The organism is Paraburkholderia sartisoli (assembly GCF_900107685.1).
GTDB lineage: Bacteria > Pseudomonadota > Gammaproteobacteria > Burkholderiales > Burkholderiaceae > Paraburkholderia > Paraburkholderia sartisoli.
In genome coordinates this window covers 145,550-168,614 of the sequence record NZ_FNRQ01000002.1, presented here as the reverse complement: position 1 = coordinate 168,614, position 23,065 = coordinate 145,550, and the positions used below count along the sequence as shown (strand labels likewise).

Sequence of the window (23,065 nt, the reverse complement as noted above, 5' to 3'; positions counted from 1 at the left end):
GCGTCGTCCGCCTTACCCGCCGTGAGGGTGGTTCGGCAGGTTACTTCAGTTCGTACAGACCCGTCCAGGTCGTCGAATCGATTTCGTTCAGATGCGTCATGAAGCGCGCGACCGCGTTCGTCACCTCGGCGTTGATCGGCAGGTGCGCCACCTTCAGTGCGTGCAGACGGAAAATGTAGCGATGCGGCTTGTCGCCGCGCGGCGGCGCCGCGCCCCCGAAACCCACCGTGCCGTAGTCGTTGCGCACCTGCAGCGCGCCCTGCGGCAGCAGGCTGCCGTCGGCCTTGCCAGCGTTGCGCGGCAACGAGCGCGCTTCGGGCGGAATGTTGACGATCACCCAGTGCCAGAAGCCGCTTCCCGTCGGCGCATCCGGATCGTAGACGGTGAGGGCGAAGCTTTGCGTGTCGGCGGGCGGTGCGTCCCATTGCAGGGCGGGCGAGATGTTCTCGCCATCGACGCCGAATGATTTGTCGTTGAATTCCTGCGCCTTGTGCATGAAGCCGTTAGCAGGAAACTCATCGGACCAGAGTCGGAAATCAGCCATCGGATGCCTCCTTCAAGGAAAGTTCTTGAGATGGAACGGACGCTGTCCCGCGCTCGCACTTGCGGCGCGTGGGTACTCGTGATGCGCTGATCGAGTGTAGCACCGCGGGTCGTTGTGGCTGTGCCGCAAAGCGCTGCGCGGCGACCATCAGCGCCCATCGGGGTGCGCCCGGGCGCCGGTTCAAAGGCTCAGTTCAAGCGTGTCGTGATCGCCGCTGCCCGCGGTGGTCGCGGTGGATTGATCCGCGCCGCGCTCGTCCTTCAGCCAGTCGGCGAGTTGCTGGATCACGCCTTCGACGTCCCGGTTCGCTCCACGCAATGCGCATTCCCACACGATCGCCACGCGCCAGCCGGCCGCGCGTAGTGCCGCCACGGCGCGCTCGTCGTTGGCGCGGTTGCGGCCGATTTTCTCGCGCCAGAATTCGGGGCGCGTCTGGGGCCATTTGAAGAGATGACAGCCGTGGCCGTGCCAGAAGCAGCCATGCACGAACACCACCGCGCGATAACGCGGCAGGACGATGTCGGGGCGGCCCGGCAGATCGCGCACGTCGATCCGGAAGCGAAAGCCGCGTCGATGCAGCAGGCTGCGGATCAGGCGCTCGGGCTTCGTGTTGCGTCCGCGAATGCCGGACATCATCCGGCTTCGCGTCGCGGCGTCGACGACGTCGACCATCTCAGGCGACGAGCGCGATGTCCCGCGGCGGCGTGGCGGCGGGTTCGCCGTTGCTGGACAGCAGCGCTTCCACATGCGGCGTCATGATGCGCGCCGCTTCCCGCATGACCGGCATCACGACGCTGTTGCCGAACTGCCGGTAAGCCTGCGTGTCGCTGACGGGAATGCGAAACGTGTCGGGAAAGCCCATCAGGCGCGCGCATTCGCGCGGCGTGAGGCGTCGTGGCCGCTGGCCTTCGCCCTGATGGACGAGAATCTCGGAGCCGTCCTTGTGATAACGCGCCGACAGCGTGCGCGTGACGCTGTCCGGATACGCCATGCCGAAACCGAAGCCGTTGCCGGCTGCGCGATGCTTGTCGGCGTACTGCTGCAGATAGGCCCACAGCTTCGGCGTGAGCGTGTATTTCGGTTGCACGCATCGCGCCGCGTGATCGAAGAAGCGCCCGTCGTCCCACGGCAGGCGCGGCTCGCCGCCGTCCGTGCGATGCAGGATCGACGCGAGCCGCGGCCCCTGTTCCGGCAGACGCAGGTCGTCCCAGGAAAACGACGTCTTGCCGCGAAAGCCCACGATGATGATCCGCTCACGATGTTGCGGCGTGAAATGCTGGCCGTCGATCACGCGGTAATGCACCTCGTAGCCGAGCTCGTCGCGCAACGTCTGCAGGATCACGTCGAACGTGCGTCCCTTGTCGTGCGACAGCAGGTTTTTCACGTTTTCGAGCAGGAACGCAGTGGGGCGCTTCGCCGCGATGATCCGCGCGACGTCGAAAAAGAGCGTGCCCTGTGTCGCGCACTCGAAACCGTGCGGCCGGCCGAGCGCGTTTTTCTTGCTCACGCCCGCAATCGAAAACGGCTGGCAGGGAAAGCCGCCGAGCAGGATGTCGTGGGCGGGCACGTCCTCGGCGGGAAACGACACGATGTCGCCGACGAACGTGTGATCCGCGCCATGGTTCTCGAGGTACGTCTTCTTCGAAAAATCGTTCCACTCACTCGTGAAGACGCATTCGCCGCCTTCTGCCTCGAAGCCCATGCGGATGCCGCCGATACCGGCGAACAGGTCGATGAAGGAAAAGCGCGCGGGCGTGCCGGTGCGCCGGGCGCTACTGGCGTTTCCGGTGGCGAGCAGCAGGCGCAGCGCCGGGCCGAGCATGGCCGGACAGGGCGTTTCGCCTTTTTCCCAGCGCCGGACGGTCTTGATGTCCTTGCCGACGTGATCGGCGATCTCTCGTTGTGTGTAGCGGGCGCGAGCCTGCGCGAGCAGGGCTGGCAGCGTGGCCTGAGTCACTATCGGTCCTTGCTGGGGATTTTTGCGGACATTATGACCTGGACACGTCCCTTTTTGATATATCGCCCGGCGACGGCGAAAAAACTGGCGGTTGCAGCTTCGCGGGTGGATGTGTACCGCAGCGGCTTTCACGCCGTGGGGTGGCGCATACGGTCGTGTGGCCGAAGTGGTTGGGGCGTGACGCTCGCGACTTATCCCTGAACGAAGCCGGTCACGCCGGGCGTCGCGGTGTTCGCGTTGGCGGCGTCGGCGGTAGGCGTGACCGGCGGGTGGTCACGAAGCGGAAAGTGTTCGAGTTGAAGCAGCAGGCTGTCGATGGCGCGAAGCTGGCCGCTGGTCAGGAAATCGGCGTCGAGCAGTGTATGAAGACGTTGCCGCCAGTAAGAGGCGGGCAGGATCGGGCCGCCGAGATCGCCCTGAAGCGCCGGTCGCATGACACGCGCGATATGCGCGATGTCCTGATCGATCAGCGTGGCCTGAAAAGAGCCGGTGCGTGCGGAGGATGGGCGGTCCATAACCGGTTAACGGCACCGGCAATCGATGCCTTAGGGTTCGCGAGCGGCGACGCGGTTTTTTTCATCGCCGGCAGGCCAGGAAAAAGGCGCTTCGACACCTTTTTTCGATGCGGCGGGTTGAATCGCCGACTCAGTTCATCACCCGCGCGATCACGCCGGGATGAGAACAACGACGATCATCAGGACGGCGTCGACCGCGATGTTGTAAGGATGGGTCATGAGCCTGAAAAACGGGGAACGCGGCGCGAACACCGCGTGGACGATCCGGTTTTAGCCCGCGGTGCGGGTCGCCTCGGGCCCGCTGTCGCTGCGCGCGGCGCTTTCGAGGAAACGGCGTGTCGCTTCGAACGAAGCCAGCATCTGCTCCGGCCACGGTTTTTGCAGCATCAACGCCTGATGTTGTTCGAACGCCGTCGTGAGTTCACTGAGCAGTTCGGGCGATTTCAGGTGACGGATCAGAACGTGAAGGGCGATGGCGGTAGCCTGGCTCGCGCCGGCGGTCTGCATGCCGGAAACGGTCAGTGCGGCGATCTGTTTACTGGTGTCCACGGGATTCCTTGCTGATGGGGGAAATCGATGGCCCTCCGGCCGGTAGCCCCGTATTTTGACACCGAAGCCGCGTGCGTTTCAGGCACGAGGGCATTGCTGGTCGCGTTCGCGCGTTATGTCGCGCAGGCGTGGCGGCGCTGGTGCGCGCCCGTGCGGGAAGCCGGCGCCACGCGTGCCGGGCAGACGACCGGTTCGCTCGTGGCCGGACGTTCCTGGCCGCGGTCGTAGTGATCCAGTTCGAGCAGCAGGCTGTCGATGGTACGCAACTGCGCTTTCGTCACGTGCCACGCGTCGAGCAGATGGTGCAGACGGTTGCGCCAGTACGACGTCGGCAGGATCGGGCCGCCGGCGTTGCCATGCAGCGACGGCCGCATGATGCGTGCGATGTGTGCGATGTCGTGATCGATCAAGGTAACCATCGGAAGGCCCCGTCGTATTCGTCGCGTATTCTGCCTGCCTGGATCGGGCGGCGCCCGGATGTCGCGATGGATGAAGCGTAACGGGACGTGAACGCGCGCAATCCGGCGATCAGAGGGCGGTTAGTTCGCCAGTTCGGCGGGTACGGGGAGCGGCGCGGCGCGGCGCGGGGAGGGTGCGCGGTGATTCCGCCTGGCTCGCCATGGGACTGCTTAATGCCCGTGACCGCCATGGCCGCCACCATGTCCACCGCCGCGGCCGCCTTCCCAATGACCGTGCCCGTAGCCATGATCTCCGCCGCCATGGTGATAGTCGCCATGATGGTAGTCCCCGCCACCGCCGCCCCATATGTTGATGCTGCCATAGCCATACGCAGGGACATAGTCGGGGCCATAAGCGTAGCCTGGGGCGGCGTATCCGTAGTCCGCGGGGTAGGCGACGCACCCCGACAGCGCGGCGAATAGTCCGATCATTAATGTGAGTCTGATCATGATGTGCTCCTTCTCTTTATATAGGGAGAGAAGCGGGCGATCGAAGTTCGGAAGGAATTGTGACCGGAGGTTACGGGGGCTTTACGATGCTCCGGACATGTGCCGCAGAAGACTTTCCGCGCGGGTGTCATGGATGTCGCGCATGATCGATTACTGTGGGTGCGGTTGGCGCAGCCGTCATCTGTCGGTGGATCGTTTGGCGGGCGGCGTTTCGTCCCGCGGCGCGATCGCGATGCAGTTGTGTGCCTGGAACCGGGAGGATGAAGCGGGTGTGACACAGTAAGCGTGTCACAGGGTGAGATGAAACCCTTATCGGACTGGTCCCCCTGACAGGAATCGAACCTGTATCTAGCGCTTAGGAGGCACTTGTTCTATCCATTGAACTACAGGGAGACGGAACCCTACGCGGCGAGGCGAATGACCCGCGTGTTCCGCAATCGCTACGTTCCTAAGTGACCCACCGTAGCTGGAACCGCGTTGATTCGTGCAGCGTGAAGGAGAATCGTCGCGCTGGACGACCCGCTCCACGCGCGCAGGAATCGCGCCGCAGGGGCCAGAGTATAGCAAACGCGCCTCGCGACGAGAATGGCCCTGCGCGACGCATGGCGCCGTGCCGTTATCATCCAGCGATGACCGCCCCGAACCTCCATGGCGACCCGCGCCTCGTCGATCTGTACGACGCGCTCAATCCCGCCGCCGCCGACACGGCGTTCTACCTCCACCTCGCGCACTCCCTCGACGCCGCGCGGGTGCTCGATATCGGCTGCGGAACGGGCCTGTTGGCCTGCGCGCTTGCGGGCCAGGGGCACGACGTGACCGGCATCGATCCGTCAGCGGCGATGCTGGCGGTCGCGCGCAGCCGCGCGGGCGGCGAGCGCGTCAGGTGGATCCAGGGCGACGCGCACGCGGCGCGTTCAATCGATGCTGATCTTGCCGTGATGACAGGGCACGTCGCGCAGGTTTTCATCGACGACGCAAGCTGGCGGCAGACGCTTTCGGCTGCATACGACGCGTTGCGACCGGGTGGCTGCCTTGCTTTCGAGAGCCGCAATCCAGCGTGCGCACCCTGGCGCCCGTGGACGCCGGAGGCGTCACGCCGGCGCGTCGAATCGCAGAAGTACGGCCGGGTCGACGTGTGGCATCGGGTTGTCGACGTCACGGATGAATGTGTACGGTTTGCCACCCACTACCGGTTCGAGCGCGACGACGAGGAGATCGTCGCCGAAAGCGAATTGCGGTTTCGTAGCCAGGCCGCGCTGGCGTGTACGCTCCGCGACGCGGGCTTCGTTTCGGTGACCTGGTATGGTGGCTGGTCGCGCGAACCTGTGGATGCCGCCAGCCGGGAACTCGTGGTGGTGGCGATGCGCGACTGACGGGGGAAAGCGGCGGTGGACTCGCGACAACACGGAGCGCGGGCAAAACCCGCGGCCCGCGACGGCTTCAGAACTCGACGACGGTGAATTCCGCCTTGCCCACGTCGCACAGCGGGCAGCGCCAGTCTTCCGGGATCTCGGCGAAACGCGTTCCCGCCGCGATGCCTTCTTCCGGCAGACCTTCTTCCTCGTTGTAGATCCAGCCGCAAATCAGGCAGACCCAGCTTTTGTATTCAATGACTTCGCTCACGACGTACTCTTTCTTCAGTTCAATGCAATGGCCCGCGCGTTCCGCCCCTTTTCCGGTCAGGACGCGGCGAGCCGCAATCTTACCGGAATTCGTCCAGGCCCCGCTGCACAGGGGCGTCGCAGGGCACGATTTCGCGTGCCGGCACAGGCCCGCGCATGTACGCCCGGATGTTCACGCATCCGCTGTAAGCCGGCCGCTTTGCCTGGGTTAGTCGTGCCATTCTGTGCGCACCGGCCCGGCGAATTCAATCTGGCCAAACGGGCTATGCCATCCGGCCGGGATGCGTTCGATCGCGCGACCGGTACAATGGGCGGTTCCGATTCATTGCGGTCTTCTTCCTTCTCCCCATGTCGCTTTACACCATTACCGGAGCGCAACTGGCGTTCGGTCACGTCGCGTTGCTCGATCACGCCGATTTCTCTCTCGAAGCGGGGGAGCGCGTCGGGCTGATTGGCCGCAACGGCGCGGGCAAGTCGTCGCTGCTCAAGATCGTTGCCGATCTCACGAAACCCGATGACGGCCTCGTCACGCGTCAGCAAAGTCTCACCACGGTCTATGTGCCGCAGGAACCCGAGTTCGACAGCGACATGTCGGTGTTCGACGCCGTCGCGGCCGGCCTGGTCGATGCGCGCGCGTTGCTCGACGAATACGACGCCGTCGCCCATGCGCTCGCGGAAACGCCGGAAGGCGAGCAGCACGACGCGCTGCTCGCACGCATGAACACGCTGCAGTCCTCGCTCGATACGACCGATGCCTGGAGCTGGCGCACGCGCGTGTCCACGACGCTTGCGCAGATCGGGCTCGACGGCGAGGCGCGCGTGGGCGCGCTGTCGGGCGGCATGCAAAAACGCGTGGCGCTCGCGCGTGCGCTGGTTGTGCAGCCCGACATCCTGCTGCTCGACGAGCCGACCAATCACCTCGACTTCGACGGTATCCGCTGGCTCGAGGAACTCCTGGTTTCGCAGCGTGCCGGGTTGTTCTTCATCACCCACGATCGCGCGTTTCTCGATCGTGTCGCCACGCGCATCGTCGAACTCGATCGCGGGCGTCTGCTGTCGTATCCGGGTAACTTTTCGGCGTACCAGACGCGCAAGGCGCAGCAGCTGGAAGTCGAGCGCATCGAAAACGAAAAGGCCGACAAGCTGCTCGCCCAGGAAGAAGTGTGGATCCGCAAGGGTGTCGAGGCGCGGCGCACCCGCAGCGTCGGGCGCATCGCGCGGCTCGTGCAGATGCGCAACGAGCGCGCCGAGCGCCGGAATGCGCTCGGCAACGTCAAGCTCGACGTGGGGCAAGGTGAGAAGTCGGGCAAGATCGTCGCCGAACTGACCGACGTGACGAAGCGCTACGGCTCGCGCACGGTGGTCGACCGTTTTTCGGCCACTGTCATGCGTGGCGACAAGATTGGTTTCATCGGGCCGAACGGCGCGGGCAAGACCACGCTGCTGAAGCTGATTCTCGGCGAACTGACGCCGGACGAAGGCAAGGTGCGCATCGGCACGAATCTGCAGGTCGCGTATTTCGACCAGATGCGCGCGCAGCTCGACCTGGAGAAAAGCCTTGGCGACACGATCAGCCCGGGCAGCGAGTGGGTGGAAGTCAACGGCACGAAGAAGCACGTGATGAGCTATCTCGGCGACTTCCTGTTCGCGCCCGAGCGCGCCCGCTCGCCGGTAAAGTCGCTGTCGGGCGGCGAGCGCAACCGCCTGCTGCTGGCGCGTCTCTTCGCGCGGCCGGCAAACGTGCTGGTGCTCGACGAGCCAACCAACGACCTCGACATCCCCACGCTCGAACTGCTCGAAGAGCTGTTGACCGACTACGACGGCACGGTTCTGCTCGTCAGCCACGACCGGGCGTTCCTCGATAACGTCGCGACGTCGGTGATCGCATCGGAAGGCGAGGGCCGGTGGCGGGAATACGTCGGCGGCTTTACAGACTGGCAGGTGCAGCGCGGGCGCTCGCAGCAACTCGCGCAGAGCGACGCGCAGAAAGAACCGCTGAAAGACGCAGCGCCTAAGGACAGCGCCACGGGGCGCAACGCGCAGCGCACGGTCAAGCTGTCGTTCAAGGAGCAGCGCGAACTGGAGTCGTTGCCGCAGCAGATCGCCGCGCTCGAGGCGGAGCAGAAGACGATCGGCGAGCAACTCGAAGACGGTTCGATCTTCGCGAAGGACGCGCAGGAAGGCACGCGCCTGACCGGGCGCTATGCGGCAATCGACGATGAACTGCTGATGGCGCTCGAGCGTTGGGAAGCGCTGGAGGCGAAGCGCAAGTAAGTCGCCTGGTCTTGTGTGCTCAGTCGCGTCGGGCGTGCGATAGCCTGGTTTTAGCTCGCGGGCAGCGCAAAGGCGTGTTGTCGGGCGTGAGCGGCGCGCCGCGGGCCAGGCGCGATGTCTGCACCTGGCCAGACGGCTAACGTCTGCATCAGCAAATTGCCGCGCGTATTGAAATCAGTAAAATACCCCGCGAACGCATCTGCGGCGATACTGCCGGGCGGTCGATGCACGCAGCTCGCAACCCGATGTCGCGACACGAGCAGTTGATAGAGGCAATAAGAGGCACTGAGACGCACTGCCTCAACGGCAGGCACATTGATTCACCCCGTTGTTTCGTCTCGCTTTTTTTGAATACTCAACGGTTTGTCCACGCAGATGTCCACAGGACCTGTGGACAACGATGAACCGACGGACCACAGCAAGCCATGTCTACGAAAAAGCCAAACGCCGCGTATAGCGAAGCGTCGATCAAGGTGCTGAAGGGCCTGGAGCCGGTCAAGCAACGGCCCGGCATGTACACGCGCACCGAAAATCCGCTGCACATCATTCAGGAAGTCATCGACAACGCCGCCGACGAAGCGCTCGGCGGCTACGGTCGCCAGATCACCGTCACGCTGCACGCCGACCAGTCCGTATCCGTCGAAGACGACGCGCGCGGCATTCCGTTCGGCATGCACCCCGAAGAAGGCGTGCCGGTCGTCGAAATCGTGTTCACGCGCCTGCACGCGGGCGGCAAGTTCGACAAGGCGTCCGGCGGCGCCTACACGTTCTCGGGCGGCCTGCACGGCGTCGGCGTGTCGGTCACGAACGCGCTGTCCACGCGCCTCGACGTCACCGTCTGGCGCGACGGCAAGATCGCCGAACTCGGCTTTGCCGACGGCGACGTCGTCAAGCCGCTCGAAGTGCGTCCCGCCCAGCGCGGCGACAAGAAATCCGGCACGCGTGTGCGCGCCTGGGCCAATCCGAAATATTTCGACTCGGCGAACCTGCCGTTCGGCGACTTGCAGCGTCTGCTGCGATCGAAAGCCGTGTTGTTGCCGGGCGTCGAAGTCACGCTCGTCAACGAGAAAACCGGCGAGCAGCAAAGCTGGAAATATGAGGACGGTCTGCGCGGCTATCTGCTCGAAGGCATGGCGGGCAGCGATTTGCTGATTCCGCTCTTCGAAGGCGAGCGCTATGCGGAAAGCTCGCGCTCGAACGAAGAAACCTTCGCGGAAGGCGAGGGCGCCGCATGGGTTGTCGCGTGGAGCGAGGAAGGCCCGCTCACGCGTGAGTCCTACGTCAATCTGATTCCGACACCCGCGGGCGGCACGCACGAATCGGGCTTGCGCGAAGGGCTCTTCCAGGCGGTGAAGAGCTTCGTCGAACTGCACAACCTGCAACCGAAGGGCGTGAAGCTGCTCGCCGAAGACGTGTTCGCGCGCGTGTCGTTCGTGCTGTCGGCTAAGGTGCTGGACCCGCAGTTTCAAGGTCAGATCAAGGAACGGCTGAACAGCCGCGACGCCGTGAAGCTGGTGTCGTCGTTCGCCCGTCCGGCGCTCGAGCTGTGGCTGAACCAGCACGTCGAGCACGGCAAGAAGCTCGCCGACCTCGTCATCAAGCAGGCGCAGGCGCGCACCCGCGCCGGGCAGAAGGTCGAGAAGCGCAAGAGTTCGGGCGTGGCGGTGCTGCCTGGCAAGCTGACCGATTGCGAATCGACGGAAATCGGCCGCAACGAACTGTTCCTCGTCGAGGGCGATTCGGCCGGCGGTTCGGCCAAGATGGGCCGCGACAAGGAGTATCAGGCCATTCTGCCGCTGCGCGGCAAGGTGCTGAACACGTGGGAGACCGAACGCGACCGGCTCTTCGCCAATAACGAAGTACACGACATTTCGGTGGCGATCGGCGTCGATCCGCATGGCCCCGACGACAAGGTCGATCTGTCGAACCTGCGCTACGGCAAGATCTGCATCCTGTCGGACGCGGACGTCGACGGCGCGCACATCCAGGTGCTGCTGCTCACGCTCTTCTTCAAGCATTTTCCGCAGCTGATCGAGCGCGGCCATGTGTGCGTGGCGCGTCCGCCGCTCTTTCGTGTCGATGCGCCCGCGCGCGGCAAGAAGCCGGCGCAGAAGCTGTACGCGCTCGACGAAGGCGAACTCGAAGCGATTCTGGACAAGCTGCGCAAGGACGGCGTGCGTGAGTCGCAGTGGACGATCAGCCGCTTCAAGGGCCTCGGCGAAATGAGCGCCGAGCAGCTGTGGGACACCACGATGAACCCGGACACGCGGCGTCTTTCGCCGGTCGCGCTCGGCGCGCTCGATTTCGACGCGACCGTCGCACGCATGACGATGCTGATGGGCAAGGGCGAAGCGGCGTCGCGCCGCAGCTGGCTCGAAGAGAAGGGCAACGAAGTCGAAGCGGATATCTGAGCGAGCGCGCTGACGCATTCCGGCACCCCGGCATCCCGCGAGCGCATGCCCTCACGCAAAAAACGGACACGACATCCAGATGGACGATAACACTCCCGATCTTTTCACCGAAGCGGTACCGGCCGACGATTTCCTGACGCTCGGCAACTACGCGGAACGCGCGTATCTCGACTACGCGGTGAGCGTGGTGAAGGGCCGCGCGCTACCCGACGTCTGCGACGGCCAGAAGCCCGTGCAGCGCCGCATCCTGTACGCGATGAACGAGATGGGCCTCGCCGACAACGCGAAGCCGGTGAAGTCGGCGCGCGTCGTCGGCGACGTGCTGGGCAAGTATCACCCGCACGGCGACCAGTCGGCGTATGACGCGCTCGTGCGGCTCGCGCAGGATTTTTCGATGCGCTATCCGCTGATCGACGGCCAGGGCAACTTCGGTTCGCGCGACGGCGACGGCGCGGCGGCCATGCGCTACACCGAGGCGCGTCTCACGCCGATCGCAAAGCTGCTGCTCGATGAAATCAACCAGGGCACGGTCGATTTCATGCCGAACTACGACGGCTCGTTCGAAGAGCCGAAACTGTTGCCGGCGCGCCTGCCGTTCGTGCTGCTGAACGGCGCGTCCGGTATCGCGGTGGGCCTCGCGACGGAAATCCCGTCGCACAACCTGCGCGAAGTCGCGGCGGCGGCGGTGGCGATGATCCGCAACCCGAAGCTCTCGCACGCCGAGGTGATGCAGCTCGTGCCGGGCCCCGACTTTCCGGGCGGCGGCCAGATCATCTCCAGCGAGGCGGAAATTGCCGCCGCGTACGAAACTGGCCGCGGCAGCCTGAAGGTGCGCGCGCGCTGGAAGATCGAGGAGATGGCGCGCGGCCAGTGGCAGGTCGTGTTCACCGAATTGCCGCCGAACACGTCCGGCCAGAAGGTGCTCGAGGAAATCGAGGAGCAGACCAACCCGAAGATCAAGCTCGGCAAGAAAACGCTCACGCCCGAACAGTTGCAGACGAAGCAGACGATGCTTGCGCTGCTCGACGCCGTGCGCGACGAATCGGGCAAGGACGCGCCGGTGCGCCTCGTGTTCGAGCCGAAGTCGAGCCGCATCGACCAGACCGAATTCGTCAACACGCTGCTCGCGCACACGAGCCTGGAATCGAACGCGTCGCTGAATCTGGTGATGGTCGGGGCCGACGGCCGGCCGCGCCAGAAGGGCATCAGCGAAATCCTTGGCGAGTGGATCGGTTTCCGGTTCGCGACCGTCACGCGCCGCACGCAGCATCGCCTGATGAAGGTCGACGACCGGATTCATATTCTCGAAGGGCGGATGATCGTCTTCCTGAATATCGATGAAGTCATCCGGATCATTCGCGAGTCAGATGAACCGAAGTCCGCGTTGATCTCAGCGTTCGGTCTGTCGGATCGGCAGGCTGAAGACATTCTTGAGATTCGTCTGCGTCAACTGGCGCGGCTTGAGAAGATCAAGATCGAGAAGGAACTGTCCGAATTGCGCGACGAGAAGGCGAAGCTCGAAGAACTGCTCGGCAGCGAACCGGCGATGAAACGTCTGCTCATCAAGGAAATCGAAGGCGACGCGAAGCAGTACGGCGACGCGCGCCGCACGCTGATCCAGCAGGAAAAGCGCGCGACGTTCGAAGCGCGCGTCGTCGATGAACCGGTCACGGTGGTGGTGTCGCAGAAGGGCTGGGTGCGTGCGCTCAAGGGCCACGCACTCGATCCGGCCGGCTTCACGTTCAAGGCCGGCGACGGCCTGTATGCGGCGTTCCAGTGCCGCACGCCGGACATGCTGATCGCGTGGGGCAGCAAGGGGCGCGTCTATTCCGTCCCGGTCGCGACGTTGCCGGGTGGGCGTGGCGACGGCGTGCCGGTCACGTCGCTGATCGAGCTCGAATCGGGCACGTATCTGATGCATTACTACGCGGCTTCGACGGATCAGGCGTTGCTGCTTGCTTCGAGCAACGGCTTTGGCTTCGTCGCGAAGGTGGGCGACATGGTGAGCCGCGTGAAGGCCGGCAAGGCGTTCATGACGATCGACGAAGGCGCGACGCCGCTCGCGCCGATGCCGATGCTGCCGGATGCGGCACAGGTGGCGTGTCTGTCGGGTGCGGGGCGCTTGCTGGTGTTCAGCTTCGACGAGATGAAGACGCTTTCCGGCGGCGGACGCGGCGTCACGCTGATGGCGCTCGACGACAAGGAAGCGCTCGCGCAGGCGCTGGCGATCGGCAAGGCGGGCGTCGTTCTGCAGGGCACCGGGCGCGGCGGCAAGCAGCAAGAGGAAACGCTGGCGGGCGCGGCGCTCGCGCCGCACGTGGGCAAGCGGGCACGCAAGGGTCGCGCGCCGGATACGAAGCTGAAGGTGCAGGCGTTGAGGCCGGCGCTGGCGGGCTAGGGCGGCTTTCCCGGACGCTGGCAATCCGGTCACAAGGCAGAGCAGGGACGAAGGGCTCGCATCGGTGCCCTTCGTCGTTCGCATGCCGGAGCAGCTTCGGAACAGCGTCGGAGCCGCGCAGCGCGCGAGTGCCGTTACACTCGCCAGAGATGCAGTAAGGCGAATCGAAGCATCGTGCCTGACGATGAAACCGTTGCGGGCAAACGTCAAAATAAAACATAAAGATGAACTGCGCTGTTGAGCCGTGGTCGAATGCGCTCAATGGAGGCTTCAAGTGAAGCACGACAGTTCCACACCGCACAGGGAAAAGGGAAAACAACGATGACCAAAGCCATTGAACTCGCGCTCTTTCTGCATCTGCTCGGTGTGGCCGTGTGGGTCGGCGGCATGGTGTTCGCGCATTTCTGTCTGCGGCCGGCACTCGCCGATCTCTCGCCGCAGCTGCGTCTGCCGCTGTGGGAGTCGGTCTTCGCGCGCTTTTTCAACTGGGTCGGCGCCGCCGTGCTCGTCATCCTGATCACGGGCGGCTTCCTGCTGATGCAGTTCGGCGGCGGCCACGCATCGTGGACGCTGCATGCGATGGCCGGTCTCGGCATCGTGATGATGCTGCTCTTCGGGCACATCCGTTTTGCCGTGTTCCCGCGCATCCGTCGCGCGGTGCAGGCGCAGAACTGGCCGGATGGGGCGCGCGCGGTCGGCACGGTGCGGCGTCTGGTGGTGATCAACCTGGTGCTGGGTGTCGTGACGATCGGCGTCGCCGTGATGTCGCGCGGGTTTTAAGCGTCAGTCAGCGGAACCGCATCGCGCTCGCGCATCCACGCAACCTGCGTTCACACGCCATGAACGCATCTTGAACGTATAGAACTTCAAGTCACGCAGACAACCCGCTCGCGCTCGGTGCAACGCCCATGCTGTCGAGATCGGGTTCCTGCGTCGCGCGGCGGTCCGGCATGCCGCAGACGCCGAACCGGTCGAGCAGCGCCGGTATGCCATCCGACGGCACCGGTCGCGAGAACAGGAAACCCTGTGCCTCGATATGACCGAGCGCCGCAAGCCACGCGATCTGCTCTTCCGTCTCCGTACCTTCGACGACCACCGTCAGGCCCAGCGAGCGCGCCAGATTGACGATCGCCGTCACCATCACGCACACGCTGCGATCGCCGGGAATGGCCTGCACGAACGAGCGGTCCACCTTCAGCGTATCGACCGAAAAGCGGTTCAGGTACGACAGCGACGAATAGCCGGTGCCGAAGTCGTCGAGCGCGATCCGCACGCCCAGGCGTTTTAGCGCGAAGATTTTTTCGGAGACGAGATCGGGATATTCCATCATCGCCGTCTCGGTGATTTCGAGTTCCAGGCGGCGCGCGGAAATGCCGGTTTCCTCGATGGCGCGCGAGATCGTCTGGTACAGGTCGCCGCGCCAGAACTGCACGGCGGAGATGTTGACCGCGAGCGAAAGCGGGTCGTAGCCCTGCTGCTGCCACAGCGCCAGCTGCCGGCAGGCGGTCTCGATCACGAAGTCGCCGATCGGCACGATCAGGCCGGTCGACTCGGCGACCGGGATGAACTCGTTGGCCGGAATCAGGCCGTGCTGCGGATGATTCCAGCGCACCAGCGCCTCGAAGCCGGTGATGCAGCGGCGCATGAGGTCGACCTTCGGCTGGTACGCGAGGAACAGTTGCCCCTCGTTCAGCGCGACGCGCAGCTGCTGCTCCCACTTCATCAGATGGTCCGCGCGGTGCGAGAGCTGCGGCGAATAGAACTGGTAGCAGTTCTTGCCGGCATCCTTCGCGCTGTACATCGCGAGGTCGGCTTTTTTCAGCAGGTCGATTTCGCTTTCGTTGGCGACCGAGTACAGCGCGATGCCAATGCTCGCGTGCAGCACGAACGCGCTGCCGCGCACTTCGAACGGCCTCGCGAAGACGTCGGCCGTTAGCTCGGCGAGGTCGACGGCGCGCTTTTCGACGTTCTCGCCTTTGACGATCACGACAAATTCGTCGCCGCCGATGCGGCTCAGCGAGCCCAGATCGGAGACGGCATCCGCGAGCCGCGACGCGGTCATCTGCAGCACGATGTCGCCGGCGTTGTGGCCGAGTGTGTCGTTGACGGTCTTGAAGTTGTCGAGGTCGATGAACAGGATCGCGAGGCGGCCGACGTTCACCGGTAACGCAACGTCGTGCCGCAGGCTCTGCAGCGTGGCGTAGCGGTTGCGCAGGCCGGTCAGCAGATCGTATTCGACGAGGTGCGTCATCTCGCGTTCGCGTCCGAGCAGCTTGCCGATCAGCCCCGTGGCGACGGCGAAGAAGCTCAGCATCGCGAGCGAGATAAAACCGGCCATCAGCAGATAGACGTTGCGCGTATGGTTGTAGTCGGCGAATTCTTCCGCGTGCGAGAGGCCGACGATCACGCCGAGCGGATAGCCGTCGATATGACGGTACGACACGATGCGCGTCACCTGGTCGATCGGATCGACGTAGGTGCCCGACACGTGTTCCGACGTCGGGTACGTGCCGCTCGCCGAGAACGTGCCGTCCGCACGCTCGGCGCTGCCGGTGCTGCGCGCGAGCACCGTGCCCGAATCGGAGATGACGGCGATCACGCCGTCGCGGCCGATCGCTGCGTTGTTGTAGAAGTCGCTCGTGAAGTAGCTCGGGTCCTCGGACACCACCACGACACCCGCGAACGAGCCGTCGGGATGATTCAGGCGGCGCGTCATCTGCAACGTCCAGTGCCCGGACAGGCGCCCGAGTACCGGTTTGCTGATGTAGAGCGCGTCGTCGTTCTCGTGTTCGTGTACCTTGAAGTGCTCGCGGTCCGAGAGGTCGATGGGTTTCGGATTGGGATCGGCGGTGTTCGCGATCAGCTTGCCGTGCTCGTCGATCAGCGAAACCTGCACGAGCGTCTCGCTCTGCACGACGCCTTTCTCGACCGTGCCCGACAGGTCGAAGTGATCCGGCGCCTTCTCGAATTCGTATTTGACGAAGCGCGTGATCTGGTCGACCTGGTGGATGGCCTTGACCGTGTGTTGTTCAAGCGCCGCCGACAGGATCGCCGACGATGCCATCGCTTCCCGATACGTCGTCTCCTTCTCGACCGACAGGCGCGCGAAGATGACGACCCACAGCAGGATCAATACCAGTACGCCGAGTGCGGGAATGGCGAGCAGCGCACGGCGGCGCGATACCGCGGGATCGCGGAGTCTTCCGTCGCGTGTCGTGGAAACGCGGAAATGACTCATCGTGCTGACCAGGGGCGTGTGCCTTGCCGCAGCGGCTCCGGGTACGACGAATGCCCGAGGTTCGAAGTTGGTTGCATGATGAACGGTACCGGGTGCGCGGGGGTAGGAGGACGCGGCGTCGTGCCGGCGTCCTGTGGTCACCTGGACCTTTCGATATTACTGAATGCCAAAAGATTAAGGAAGGGTTAAGGAAGCGTCCGCGCATCGGGTATACGCTCGCCTGACCAGGCACGCGACGCGAGCAGCCCGACGCGGCTCGCCTGCGTTGCGGCCGGGTCAGTCGGGTCAGTCGATAGCCCACGCTGCACGGGTTTCGTCGTAACGAAGGCTTTAGATGATGTTCGCTGCGTAGGGGTTGCGTAGAACAACGTCGCTGGTTTATCCAGTACGCATTGCGCTGGCAGGGAAGCGCGTGTACCTGCGGCTCAGGGCAGCAGGAACGTCCCGTCGACCACCGTGACGGATGAGCCGCCGATCCACGTCTTGCCGGTGGCGTCGTCGTAGGTCACGACGATGCGGCCGTCGCGGCCGATCGCGGTGCCCTGGCGCGCGGTGTATCCGGTGCCCGGCCGGCGATTCTGCTGCGTCAGCAGGCCCGCCAGCGCGGCGTTCGCGCTGCCCGTCACCGGGTCTTCGCCGACGCCGAACGCGCCGCCTGCCATCAGGCAGCGGACTTCGAACGTGGCGGGGTCCCCGGCGGCATGCGGTGCGTAGACGGCGATGCCGTGTGTATCGGCGGCATGGACGATGTCGGCGAGTTGCTGTGCATCCGGTGTCAGCGCGAGGCAGGCGTGAGCGGACTGCAGGCGCACGACGAGCCACGCCGCACCGTTGTCGATCGCGCAGGGTGGCGCGCTGAAATCGATTGCATCGGTTTTCAGGGCCGCCCGCAGCGCGGCGTACTGCGTTTCGGGAAGGGGCGTGACGCGAGCCGGCGGCGCGGCGAACGCCCAGACGTGCGCGTCCTGCTGGGCCAGTTCGACAAGGCCAACGCCACATTCCTGCACAAGCCGGCCTGGCTCTTTCGGCGTATAGCCGCTTTCGAGCAACGCATGCGCGGTGCCGAGCGTGGGGTGACCCGCGAACGGAAGCTCGCCGCCCGTCGTGAAGATACGCACCCGGTAATCGGCGGCCGGGTCGGTCGGCTTCAGCACAAAGGTGGTTTCGGACAGATTCGTCCAGCGTGCGATGGTTTGCATCTGGTCGGCGGCCAGGCCGTCGCCTTCCAGGATTACCGCGAGCGGATTGCCCTTGAACGGGACACGGGTAAACACATCGACCTGCTTGAAGCGACTAAGCATAAGTTTCGCCCGTTCCCGATGCCGGAATTGAGTCAACGCGATTCTTCATATTTTAGAGCCGTGACTTGATCGCGCCATTCAAAAAGCGCTACTGCACTTCAGCGATCAGTTCGATCTCGACGCATGCGCCAAGCGGAATCTGCGCGACGCCAAACGCCGAGCGTGCGTGCTTGCCGCGCTCGCCAAATACGTCGGCGACGAGTTCCGATGCGCCGTTCGTCACCAGATGCTGTTCGGTGAACGTGAGCGTCGAATTGACGAGGCTCATCAGCTTGACGATGCGCGTCACGCGGTTCAGGTCGCCGACGTGCGCATGCAGGGTGGCGAGCAGGTCGATCGCGATCGAACGCGCGGCGACCTTGCCTTCTTCGGTCGTCAGCGTGTCGCCGAGCTTGCCGACCCACGGCTTGCCGTCCTTCTTCGCGATGTGACCGGACAGATACACCGTGTTCCCGGCCTGCGCGCTCATCACGTAAGCGGCGGCGGGTGCGCCCGCGGTCGGCAGTTCGATGCCGAGTTCCTTCAGCCGGTCATACACATTTGCTTGAGCCATGACGTGTCCTTTATCTCTGGATGAAATCGGTGAAATGGATGGGTAATCAGATTCGCGCGCGGATCAATGCGGCGAGCTTCGCGACGCCTTCGTCGATCTTCGTCGGCGACACGGTCACGAACGACAGGCGCAGCGTGTTGTGTTGCGCCTCGTTCGCGAAGAACGGGCCGCCCGGCACGAACGCGACGTTCTGCGCGACCGCTTCCTCGAGCAGCTTCATGCTGTTCATCTGCGCGGGCAGCGTGACCCACACGAACATGCCGCCTTCCGGACGGTTCCAGCTCACGCCTTCGGGCATGTAGCGTTCGAGCGAAGCCAGCATCGCGGCGCACTGGTCGCGATAGAGCGCGCGGATCGTCGGCACGTGCGTGTCGAGAAAGCCGTCTTTCACGACCTCGTGCACGATGCGCTGCGTGAAGCTCGGCGTGTGCAGATCGGTGGCCTGTTTGGCCTGCACCAGCTTGAAGTGCAGTTCCTCGGGCGCGATGATGTAGCCGATCCGTAGACCCGGCGCGAGCACCTTCGAGAACGAGCCCAGATGAACGATGTGATCGGGCGACATCGAGAGCATCGTTGGCAGCGGTTCGCCCGCGTAATCGAGCGCGCCGTATGGATCATCTTCGATGACCGGGAACGGCGCGGTCTTCGCGAACGCGGCGAGCGCGCGGCGGCGCTCGAGCGGCAGACGGCGACCCGTCGGATTCTGGAAATTCGGTTGCGCGTACAGCAGGCGCGCGCCCGCCGTCAGGTCTGGCGTGAGCGCTTCGGGGATCAGGCCGTTCTCATCGGTCGGCACCTGCACGTAGTGCGGCTCGTACATCGAGAACGACTGCAGCGCGCCGAGATACGTCGGCGTTTCGACGAGCACCGGGCTGTCCTTGCAGATCAGCACCTTGCCGAGCAGGTCGAGCGCCTGCTGCGAACCCGTCGTGATCAGCACCTGCGACGCGCGGATCGCGGCGCCGTTCGCCGCGCCTTTTGCCGCGCCGTTTGCCGAGTAGCGTGCGGCGATCCATTCGCGCAGCGGCAGATAGCCCTCGGTCGCGCTGTACTGGAGCGCGGCCGCCGGGTCGTGGCGCAGGATCCAGTCGGACGCTTCGCGCATCCGTTCGGCCGGGAAGGTCGCTGGCGAAGGCAGCCCGCCCGCGAACGAAATGACTTCGGGCCGTTCGGTGACCTTCAGGATCTCGCGAATCGCCGAGCTGGTGAGCTTGCGCGCGCGTTCGGACAGTTGCCACGTCGGGGCTTGAAGGTCGCTTTGGTCCATGGTCTCCTCGATTGCTGGTGTGGTGCTGAAGCTGAAAGGGGTCGGTCGAATGCGTGATTATCGCGCGTCTTTGTCAGGCCGCGCGCGCGGGTACGTGTACGGTGCGCACGGTCGCCTTGCGGCCGAGCATGACGGTGGCGATCACGGCGGCCGCGAAAAGCCAGGTGGAAGCCGCGACGTGCTCGCCGAAAAAGATCGCGGAAAACGCCATCGTGAAGAAGATCTGCAGCAGCTGCACCTGGCCCACGCGCGCCGTGCCGCCCATCGCGAGCCCTGCGTACCACGCGAAAAAGCCGATGAACTGCGAGAAGATCGTGACGTAGCCGAACGCGAGCCACGTCTTCAGCGCGACGGGGCCGGGATGCTGCACGTGATGTTCCCAGCCGAGCCAGCCGACCGGAATCACGAGGAACGGTGCCGAGAGCACCAGCGCCCAGCAGATCACCTGCCAGCCGCCGATCTGCCGCGCGAGCCGGGCGCCTTCCGCGTAACCGAGCGCGCCGATGCCGACCGCGACGAGCATCAGCAGGTCGCCCGCCTGCAGCGAGCCGCCGCCCGATTGCAGCGCGAACGCGACGACGATCGCGCTGCCGGCAAGCGCGCTCGCCCAGAACGCCTTCGAAGGCCGTTCGTGCGAGAGCCACGCGGCGTACAGCGCGACGCACAGCGGTTGCAGGCCGTTGACGACCGCGCCATGCGAAGCCGGCACGGTCTTCATCGCCCACGCGGAAAACACCGGAAACGCGATGATCACGCCAAGCGACACCACGGCGAGGCTCTTGACCTGCGGCCAGCTCGGCCGGCGCTCGCGGCGCCATGCGAGTAGCGCTGCGGCAGGCACCGCGGCGGCGAGCGCGCGGCCGAGGCCGTTGAGCAGCGGATGAAATTCCTGCACGACGATGCGTGTCATTGGCAGCGTCAGGCTGAAGATCATGACGCCGATGAGGCCAAGCATCATGCCTTGGGATTCGCGCGGTTTCATTGCGGGGGTCTCTCTTTACTCTCTTGATCCAGCTTCAGTTCGTGGGCGATGACGCACGCTACTTGAGCGTGCGAAGCCCGGCGGGCGTGTCGAATTCGGCGACGAGGCCCGCACTACCCGGCGTGGTGTCGAGCACGATCAGATGCGCCGCACCGAGCCACTCCAGTTGCGTGCGGATCACGTCGGCTTGTGGGTGGAAACCCTTTAGCGACTTCAGCGCGACTTCCGGCTCCGGCAACACCGCCGAAGGATGCAGCGCCGTATCCCACTGGATCAGCGAAGGCGCGATGCCGTCGCCCGCACCCTGCCACGCGGGAAACGCGCCGTCGTCCGGCACGGTGAGGCCCCACGTGAAGTCGCCGCGCGACATCGGCACGACCGGCGCGATCCGCTCCGGATACTGCTCGCGCCAGCGCGGCAGGTTTTTAGGGCGCTCGACGCGCGCGACCCAGTGCGACAGGTACGGTCCGCTTTCGAGCCTTGCGTGTGTCGCGGGCGCGTCGAGCGCGAAAAGACGCGGACGCGGCGCAATGCCAGGTTCAGCGGGAAGGGCATCGGCTTGCGGATCGATCGCGATCACTTCCAGATAGACGCCGCCCCACAGGTTCAGCAGCCGGTTGTGCGTGCGCATCAGCGGATGCGCACCACCGCCGGCCGGCGTGACGCCGAGTGTGTCGGCGACGTACTGCGTGCCTTCGTCGAGCGTGCGGGCGGTGACAACGAGGTGATCGAGATGCAGCTTCTGGACGGTCATGGGCACACGATAAAAGACGGTTTTCAGCGAAGGGCGGGCGCATCGCCACGCACCATCGGACGACGCGAAAGGTCATGCGACCCGGGTTGCCAGCATAACCGTTCACCTGACCGGCGGGCTATGCGATGCGCGGCATGGCCGCGATCAGCCGGATGCCGGGCAGATGGAAAATACGAACACACGTGCGCACGCCGCTGCGCGCAGCATAGAGCCCAATGTAGCGCCTGCGACCGGCACAGTAACGGTACAATCGGTTCGATACTGTTCGGTACAGTTGGAGCCCCACCATGTCCGTCCCGCTCGACCTGATTCCCGCGCCCCATGACGCGTCGTCGCTGACGCTCGTCGACCAGCTGGTGCAATGGGCGCGCCGCCGCATCGAGGAACGCGTGTTCCGGCCCGGCATGCGCATGCCGTCGATCCGCACGCTCGCGCTCGAAAAAGGCGTGTCGCGCTTCACGGTGGTCGAGGCGTACGAACGGCTCGTCGCACAGGGATACCTCGATTCGCGGCGCGGTTCGGGTTTCTACGTACGCGAGCGCGCCGTCGGCCCGTTGCCGGGCGAGCGCCGCGCGCTCACCGAGGCGGCGCCGGCGCCGGGCACGATCGACGTCGTCTGGCTGTTGCGCAACATGCTGCATTCGTCGACGCGTCCGGAGAAAGGCCCCGGTCTCGGTTATCTGCCGGGCCGCTGGCTCGACGGCGACCTGATCACGGGCGCGTTGCGCACGCTCGGGCGGCAAAGCGGCGCGCAGATGCTCGGCTTCGGCACGCCGCAGGGTTTTCTGCCGCTGCGCCAGCAGTTGCAGACGCGGCTGGAGGAGCTGGAAATCGGCGCCTCGCCGGAGCAGATCGTGATGGTGTCCGGCATCACGCAGGCCATCGATCTGATCTCACGCATTTACGTCCAGCCGGGCGACGCGGTGATCGTCGGCGATCCAGCGTGGTTCCAGATGTTCGGGCGCTTCGCGTCGCAGGGCGCGCGGCTCGTCGGCATGCCGTACACGCCCGACGGTCCCGATCTCGACGCTCTGGAACAGCTGATCCAGACGTGGCACCCGAAAATGCTCGTCATCAACTCCGTGCTGCAAAATCCGACCGGCACATCGCTCACCGCCGCGCAGGCGTTTCGCATCCTGCGGCTTGCCGAGGAACACGACTTCATCGTCGTCGAGGACGATATCTATGGCGATCTGTGCCCGTCCGGCTACGCGGCGACGCGCGTCGCGAGCCTCGACCAGCTCAAGCGCGTGATTTACCTCGGCAGCTTTTCGAAGACGCTGGCGGCGAACCTGCGCGTCGGTTTCATCGCGTGCGCGCCGGAGGTGGCGAACGCGATCACCGACCAGAAAATGCTGGTCGGCATGACGAGCCCCGAGTTGAACGAGCGCGTGCTCTACAAGATCCTGACCGAAGGCCACTACCGGCGGCACGTCGAGCGGCTGCGCGCGCGGCTCGACGGCGTGCGCGACAAGGCCGTGCGCATGCTCGAAAAAGCCGGCATGAAGATATTCTTCGCGCCGGGCGCGGGCATGTTCCTGTGGGCCGACACGGGCGTCGACGCCGACGTGTTCGCCGCCGCCGGCCACGAGGAAGGTTTCCTGCTGACGCCCGGCAGCCTGTTCTCGCCGAACCAGTCGCCCGCCACGTGGATGCGCTTTAACATCGCGAACTGTGGCGATCCGGCGCTGTCGGTGTTTCTGTGCCGCTATCTGGACAGCGTCGCGCGCCGCGCCTCTTGAAACGGGCGCGGGCGACCCCATTTACGCCGGCAATTCGCGTTTTGCGCTGA

The 23,065-nt window shown here is 64.9% G+C and carries 20 protein-coding genes and 1 tRNA gene; 6 read left to right on the top strand and 15 right to left on the bottom strand.

Features of this window, described 5'->3' with window-relative positions; all coding sequences use genetic code 11:
* Window positions 1-40: 40 nt before the first annotated feature.
* The 8 genes from BLV45_RS07950 to BLV45_RS07915 form a co-directional block, all read right to left on the bottom strand.
* Window positions 41-544 carry a YbhB/YbcL family Raf kinase inhibitor-like protein gene (locus tag BLV45_RS07950; RefSeq protein ID WP_090531572.1) on the bottom strand — a complete coding sequence of 168 codons (504 nt, stop codon included), beginning with the start codon at window positions 542-544 and terminating at the stop codon, window positions 41-43.
* Window positions 545-724: 180 nt separating this feature from the next.
* A complete protein-coding gene (locus tag BLV45_RS07945; protein ID WP_090531571.1) occupies window positions 725-1,216 on the bottom strand; it encodes a very short patch repair endonuclease in 492 nt (163 codons plus the stop codon).
* Window position 1,217: 1 nt separating this feature from the next.
* Window positions 1,218-2,501: a DNA (cytosine-5-)-methyltransferase gene (dcm, locus tag BLV45_RS07940; RefSeq protein ID WP_090531568.1), complete on the bottom strand. Its 1,284-nt coding sequence runs from the start codon at window positions 2,499-2,501 to the stop codon at window positions 1,218-1,220.
* Between the two features lie 191 nt (window positions 2,502-2,692).
* A complete protein-coding gene (locus BLV45_RS07935) occupies window positions 2,693-3,016 on the bottom strand; it encodes a hypothetical protein (RefSeq protein WP_090531566.1) in 324 nt (107 codons plus the stop codon).
* 270 nt (window positions 3,017-3,286) lie between these two features.
* Window positions 3,287-3,565 (bottom strand): hypothetical protein, encoded by a 279-nt coding sequence (locus BLV45_RS07930; protein ID WP_090531565.1) that lies wholly within the window; start codon window positions 3,563-3,565, stop codon window positions 3,287-3,289.
* 113 nt (window positions 3,566-3,678) lie between these two features.
* Entirely contained in the window at window positions 3,679-3,984 is a 306-nt protein-coding gene (locus tag BLV45_RS27450) for a hypothetical protein (RefSeq protein ID WP_176954103.1), read from the bottom strand.
* 210 nt (window positions 3,985-4,194) lie between these two features.
* Window positions 4,195-4,473, bottom strand: coding sequence for a hypothetical protein (locus tag BLV45_RS07920; RefSeq protein WP_090531563.1), 279 nt, complete (start codon window positions 4,471-4,473; stop codon window positions 4,195-4,197).
* Between the two features lie 318 nt (window positions 4,474-4,791).
* A tRNA-Arg gene (locus tag BLV45_RS07915) sits at window positions 4,792-4,866 on the bottom strand.
* Between the two features lie 236 nt (window positions 4,867-5,102).
* Between BLV45_RS07915 and BLV45_RS07910 the strand changes: the two genes are divergently transcribed.
* Window positions 5,103-5,846, top strand: a complete 744-nt coding sequence (locus tag BLV45_RS07910; protein WP_245753160.1) for a class I SAM-dependent methyltransferase — start codon at window positions 5,103-5,105, stop codon at window positions 5,844-5,846.
* A gap of 67 nt (window positions 5,847-5,913) precedes the next feature.
* On the opposite strand, the gene BLV45_RS07905 is transcribed toward BLV45_RS07910, so the two are convergent.
* On the bottom strand, window positions 5,914-6,096 hold the full coding sequence (locus tag BLV45_RS07905; RefSeq protein ID WP_090531559.1) for a rubredoxin: 183 nt from the start codon (window positions 6,094-6,096) through the stop codon (window positions 5,914-5,916).
* 347 nt (window positions 6,097-6,443) lie between these two features.
* On the opposite strand from BLV45_RS07905, the gene BLV45_RS07900 reads away from it, so the two are divergent.
* The 4 genes from BLV45_RS07900 (at window position 6,444) to BLV45_RS07885 (ending at window position 13,958) form a co-directional block, all read left to right on the top strand.
* On the top strand, window positions 6,444-8,369 hold the full coding sequence (locus BLV45_RS07900; protein WP_090531557.1) for an ATP-binding cassette domain-containing protein: 1,926 nt from the start codon (window positions 6,444-6,446) through the stop codon (window positions 8,367-8,369).
* 425 nt (window positions 8,370-8,794) lie between these two features.
* Window positions 8,795-10,780 carry a DNA topoisomerase IV subunit B gene (locus tag BLV45_RS07895; RefSeq protein WP_090531555.1) on the top strand — a complete coding sequence of 662 codons (1,986 nt, stop codon included), beginning with the start codon at window positions 8,795-8,797 and terminating at the stop codon, window positions 10,778-10,780.
* A 79-nt stretch (window positions 10,781-10,859) separates the two neighbouring features.
* Window positions 10,860-13,178: a DNA topoisomerase IV subunit A gene (parC, locus tag BLV45_RS07890; protein WP_090531553.1), complete on the top strand. Its 2,319-nt coding sequence runs from the start codon at window positions 10,860-10,862 to the stop codon at window positions 13,176-13,178.
* A gap of 321 nt (window positions 13,179-13,499) precedes the next feature.
* On the top strand, window positions 13,500-13,958 hold the full coding sequence (locus BLV45_RS07885) for a CopD family protein (RefSeq protein WP_090531552.1): 459 nt from the start codon (window positions 13,500-13,502) through the stop codon (window positions 13,956-13,958).
* Window positions 13,959-14,049: 91 nt separating this feature from the next.
* On the opposite strand, the gene BLV45_RS07880 is transcribed toward BLV45_RS07885, so the two are convergent.
* From BLV45_RS07880 to BLV45_RS07855, 6 genes are all read right to left on the bottom strand, one after another.
* Window positions 14,050-16,416, bottom strand: a complete 2,367-nt coding sequence (locus BLV45_RS07880) for a bifunctional diguanylate cyclase/phosphodiesterase (RefSeq protein ID WP_245753159.1) — start codon at window positions 16,414-16,416, stop codon at window positions 14,050-14,052.
* A gap of 425 nt (window positions 16,417-16,841) precedes the next feature.
* A complete protein-coding gene (locus tag BLV45_RS07875; protein WP_090531550.1) occupies window positions 16,842-17,717 on the bottom strand; it encodes a PhzF family phenazine biosynthesis protein in 876 nt (291 codons plus the stop codon).
* Window positions 17,718-17,805: 88 nt separating this feature from the next.
* On the bottom strand, window positions 17,806-18,270 hold the full coding sequence (locus BLV45_RS07870; RefSeq protein ID WP_090531548.1) for a RidA family protein: 465 nt from the start codon (window positions 18,268-18,270) through the stop codon (window positions 17,806-17,808).
* A gap of 46 nt (window positions 18,271-18,316) precedes the next feature.
* Complete coding sequence (locus BLV45_RS07865) at window positions 18,317-19,537, bottom strand: aminotransferase-like domain-containing protein (protein ID WP_090531546.1); 1,221 nt, start codon at window positions 19,535-19,537, stop codon at window positions 18,317-18,319.
* Window positions 19,538-19,610: 73 nt separating this feature from the next.
* Window positions 19,611-20,519, bottom strand: coding sequence for a DMT family transporter (locus tag BLV45_RS07860; protein ID WP_090531544.1), 909 nt, complete (start codon window positions 20,517-20,519; stop codon window positions 19,611-19,613).
* Window positions 20,520-20,577: 58 nt separating this feature from the next.
* Window positions 20,578-21,273, bottom strand: coding sequence for a VOC family protein (locus tag BLV45_RS07855; protein WP_090531542.1), 696 nt, complete (start codon window positions 21,271-21,273; stop codon window positions 20,578-20,580).
* Between the two features lie 287 nt (window positions 21,274-21,560).
* On the opposite strand from BLV45_RS07855, the gene BLV45_RS07850 reads away from it, so the two are divergent.
* Window positions 21,561-23,015, top strand: coding sequence for an aminotransferase-like domain-containing protein (locus BLV45_RS07850; RefSeq protein WP_090531540.1), 1,455 nt, complete (start codon window positions 21,561-21,563; stop codon window positions 23,013-23,015).
* The last annotated feature ends 50 nt before the right edge of the window (window positions 23,016-23,065 follow it).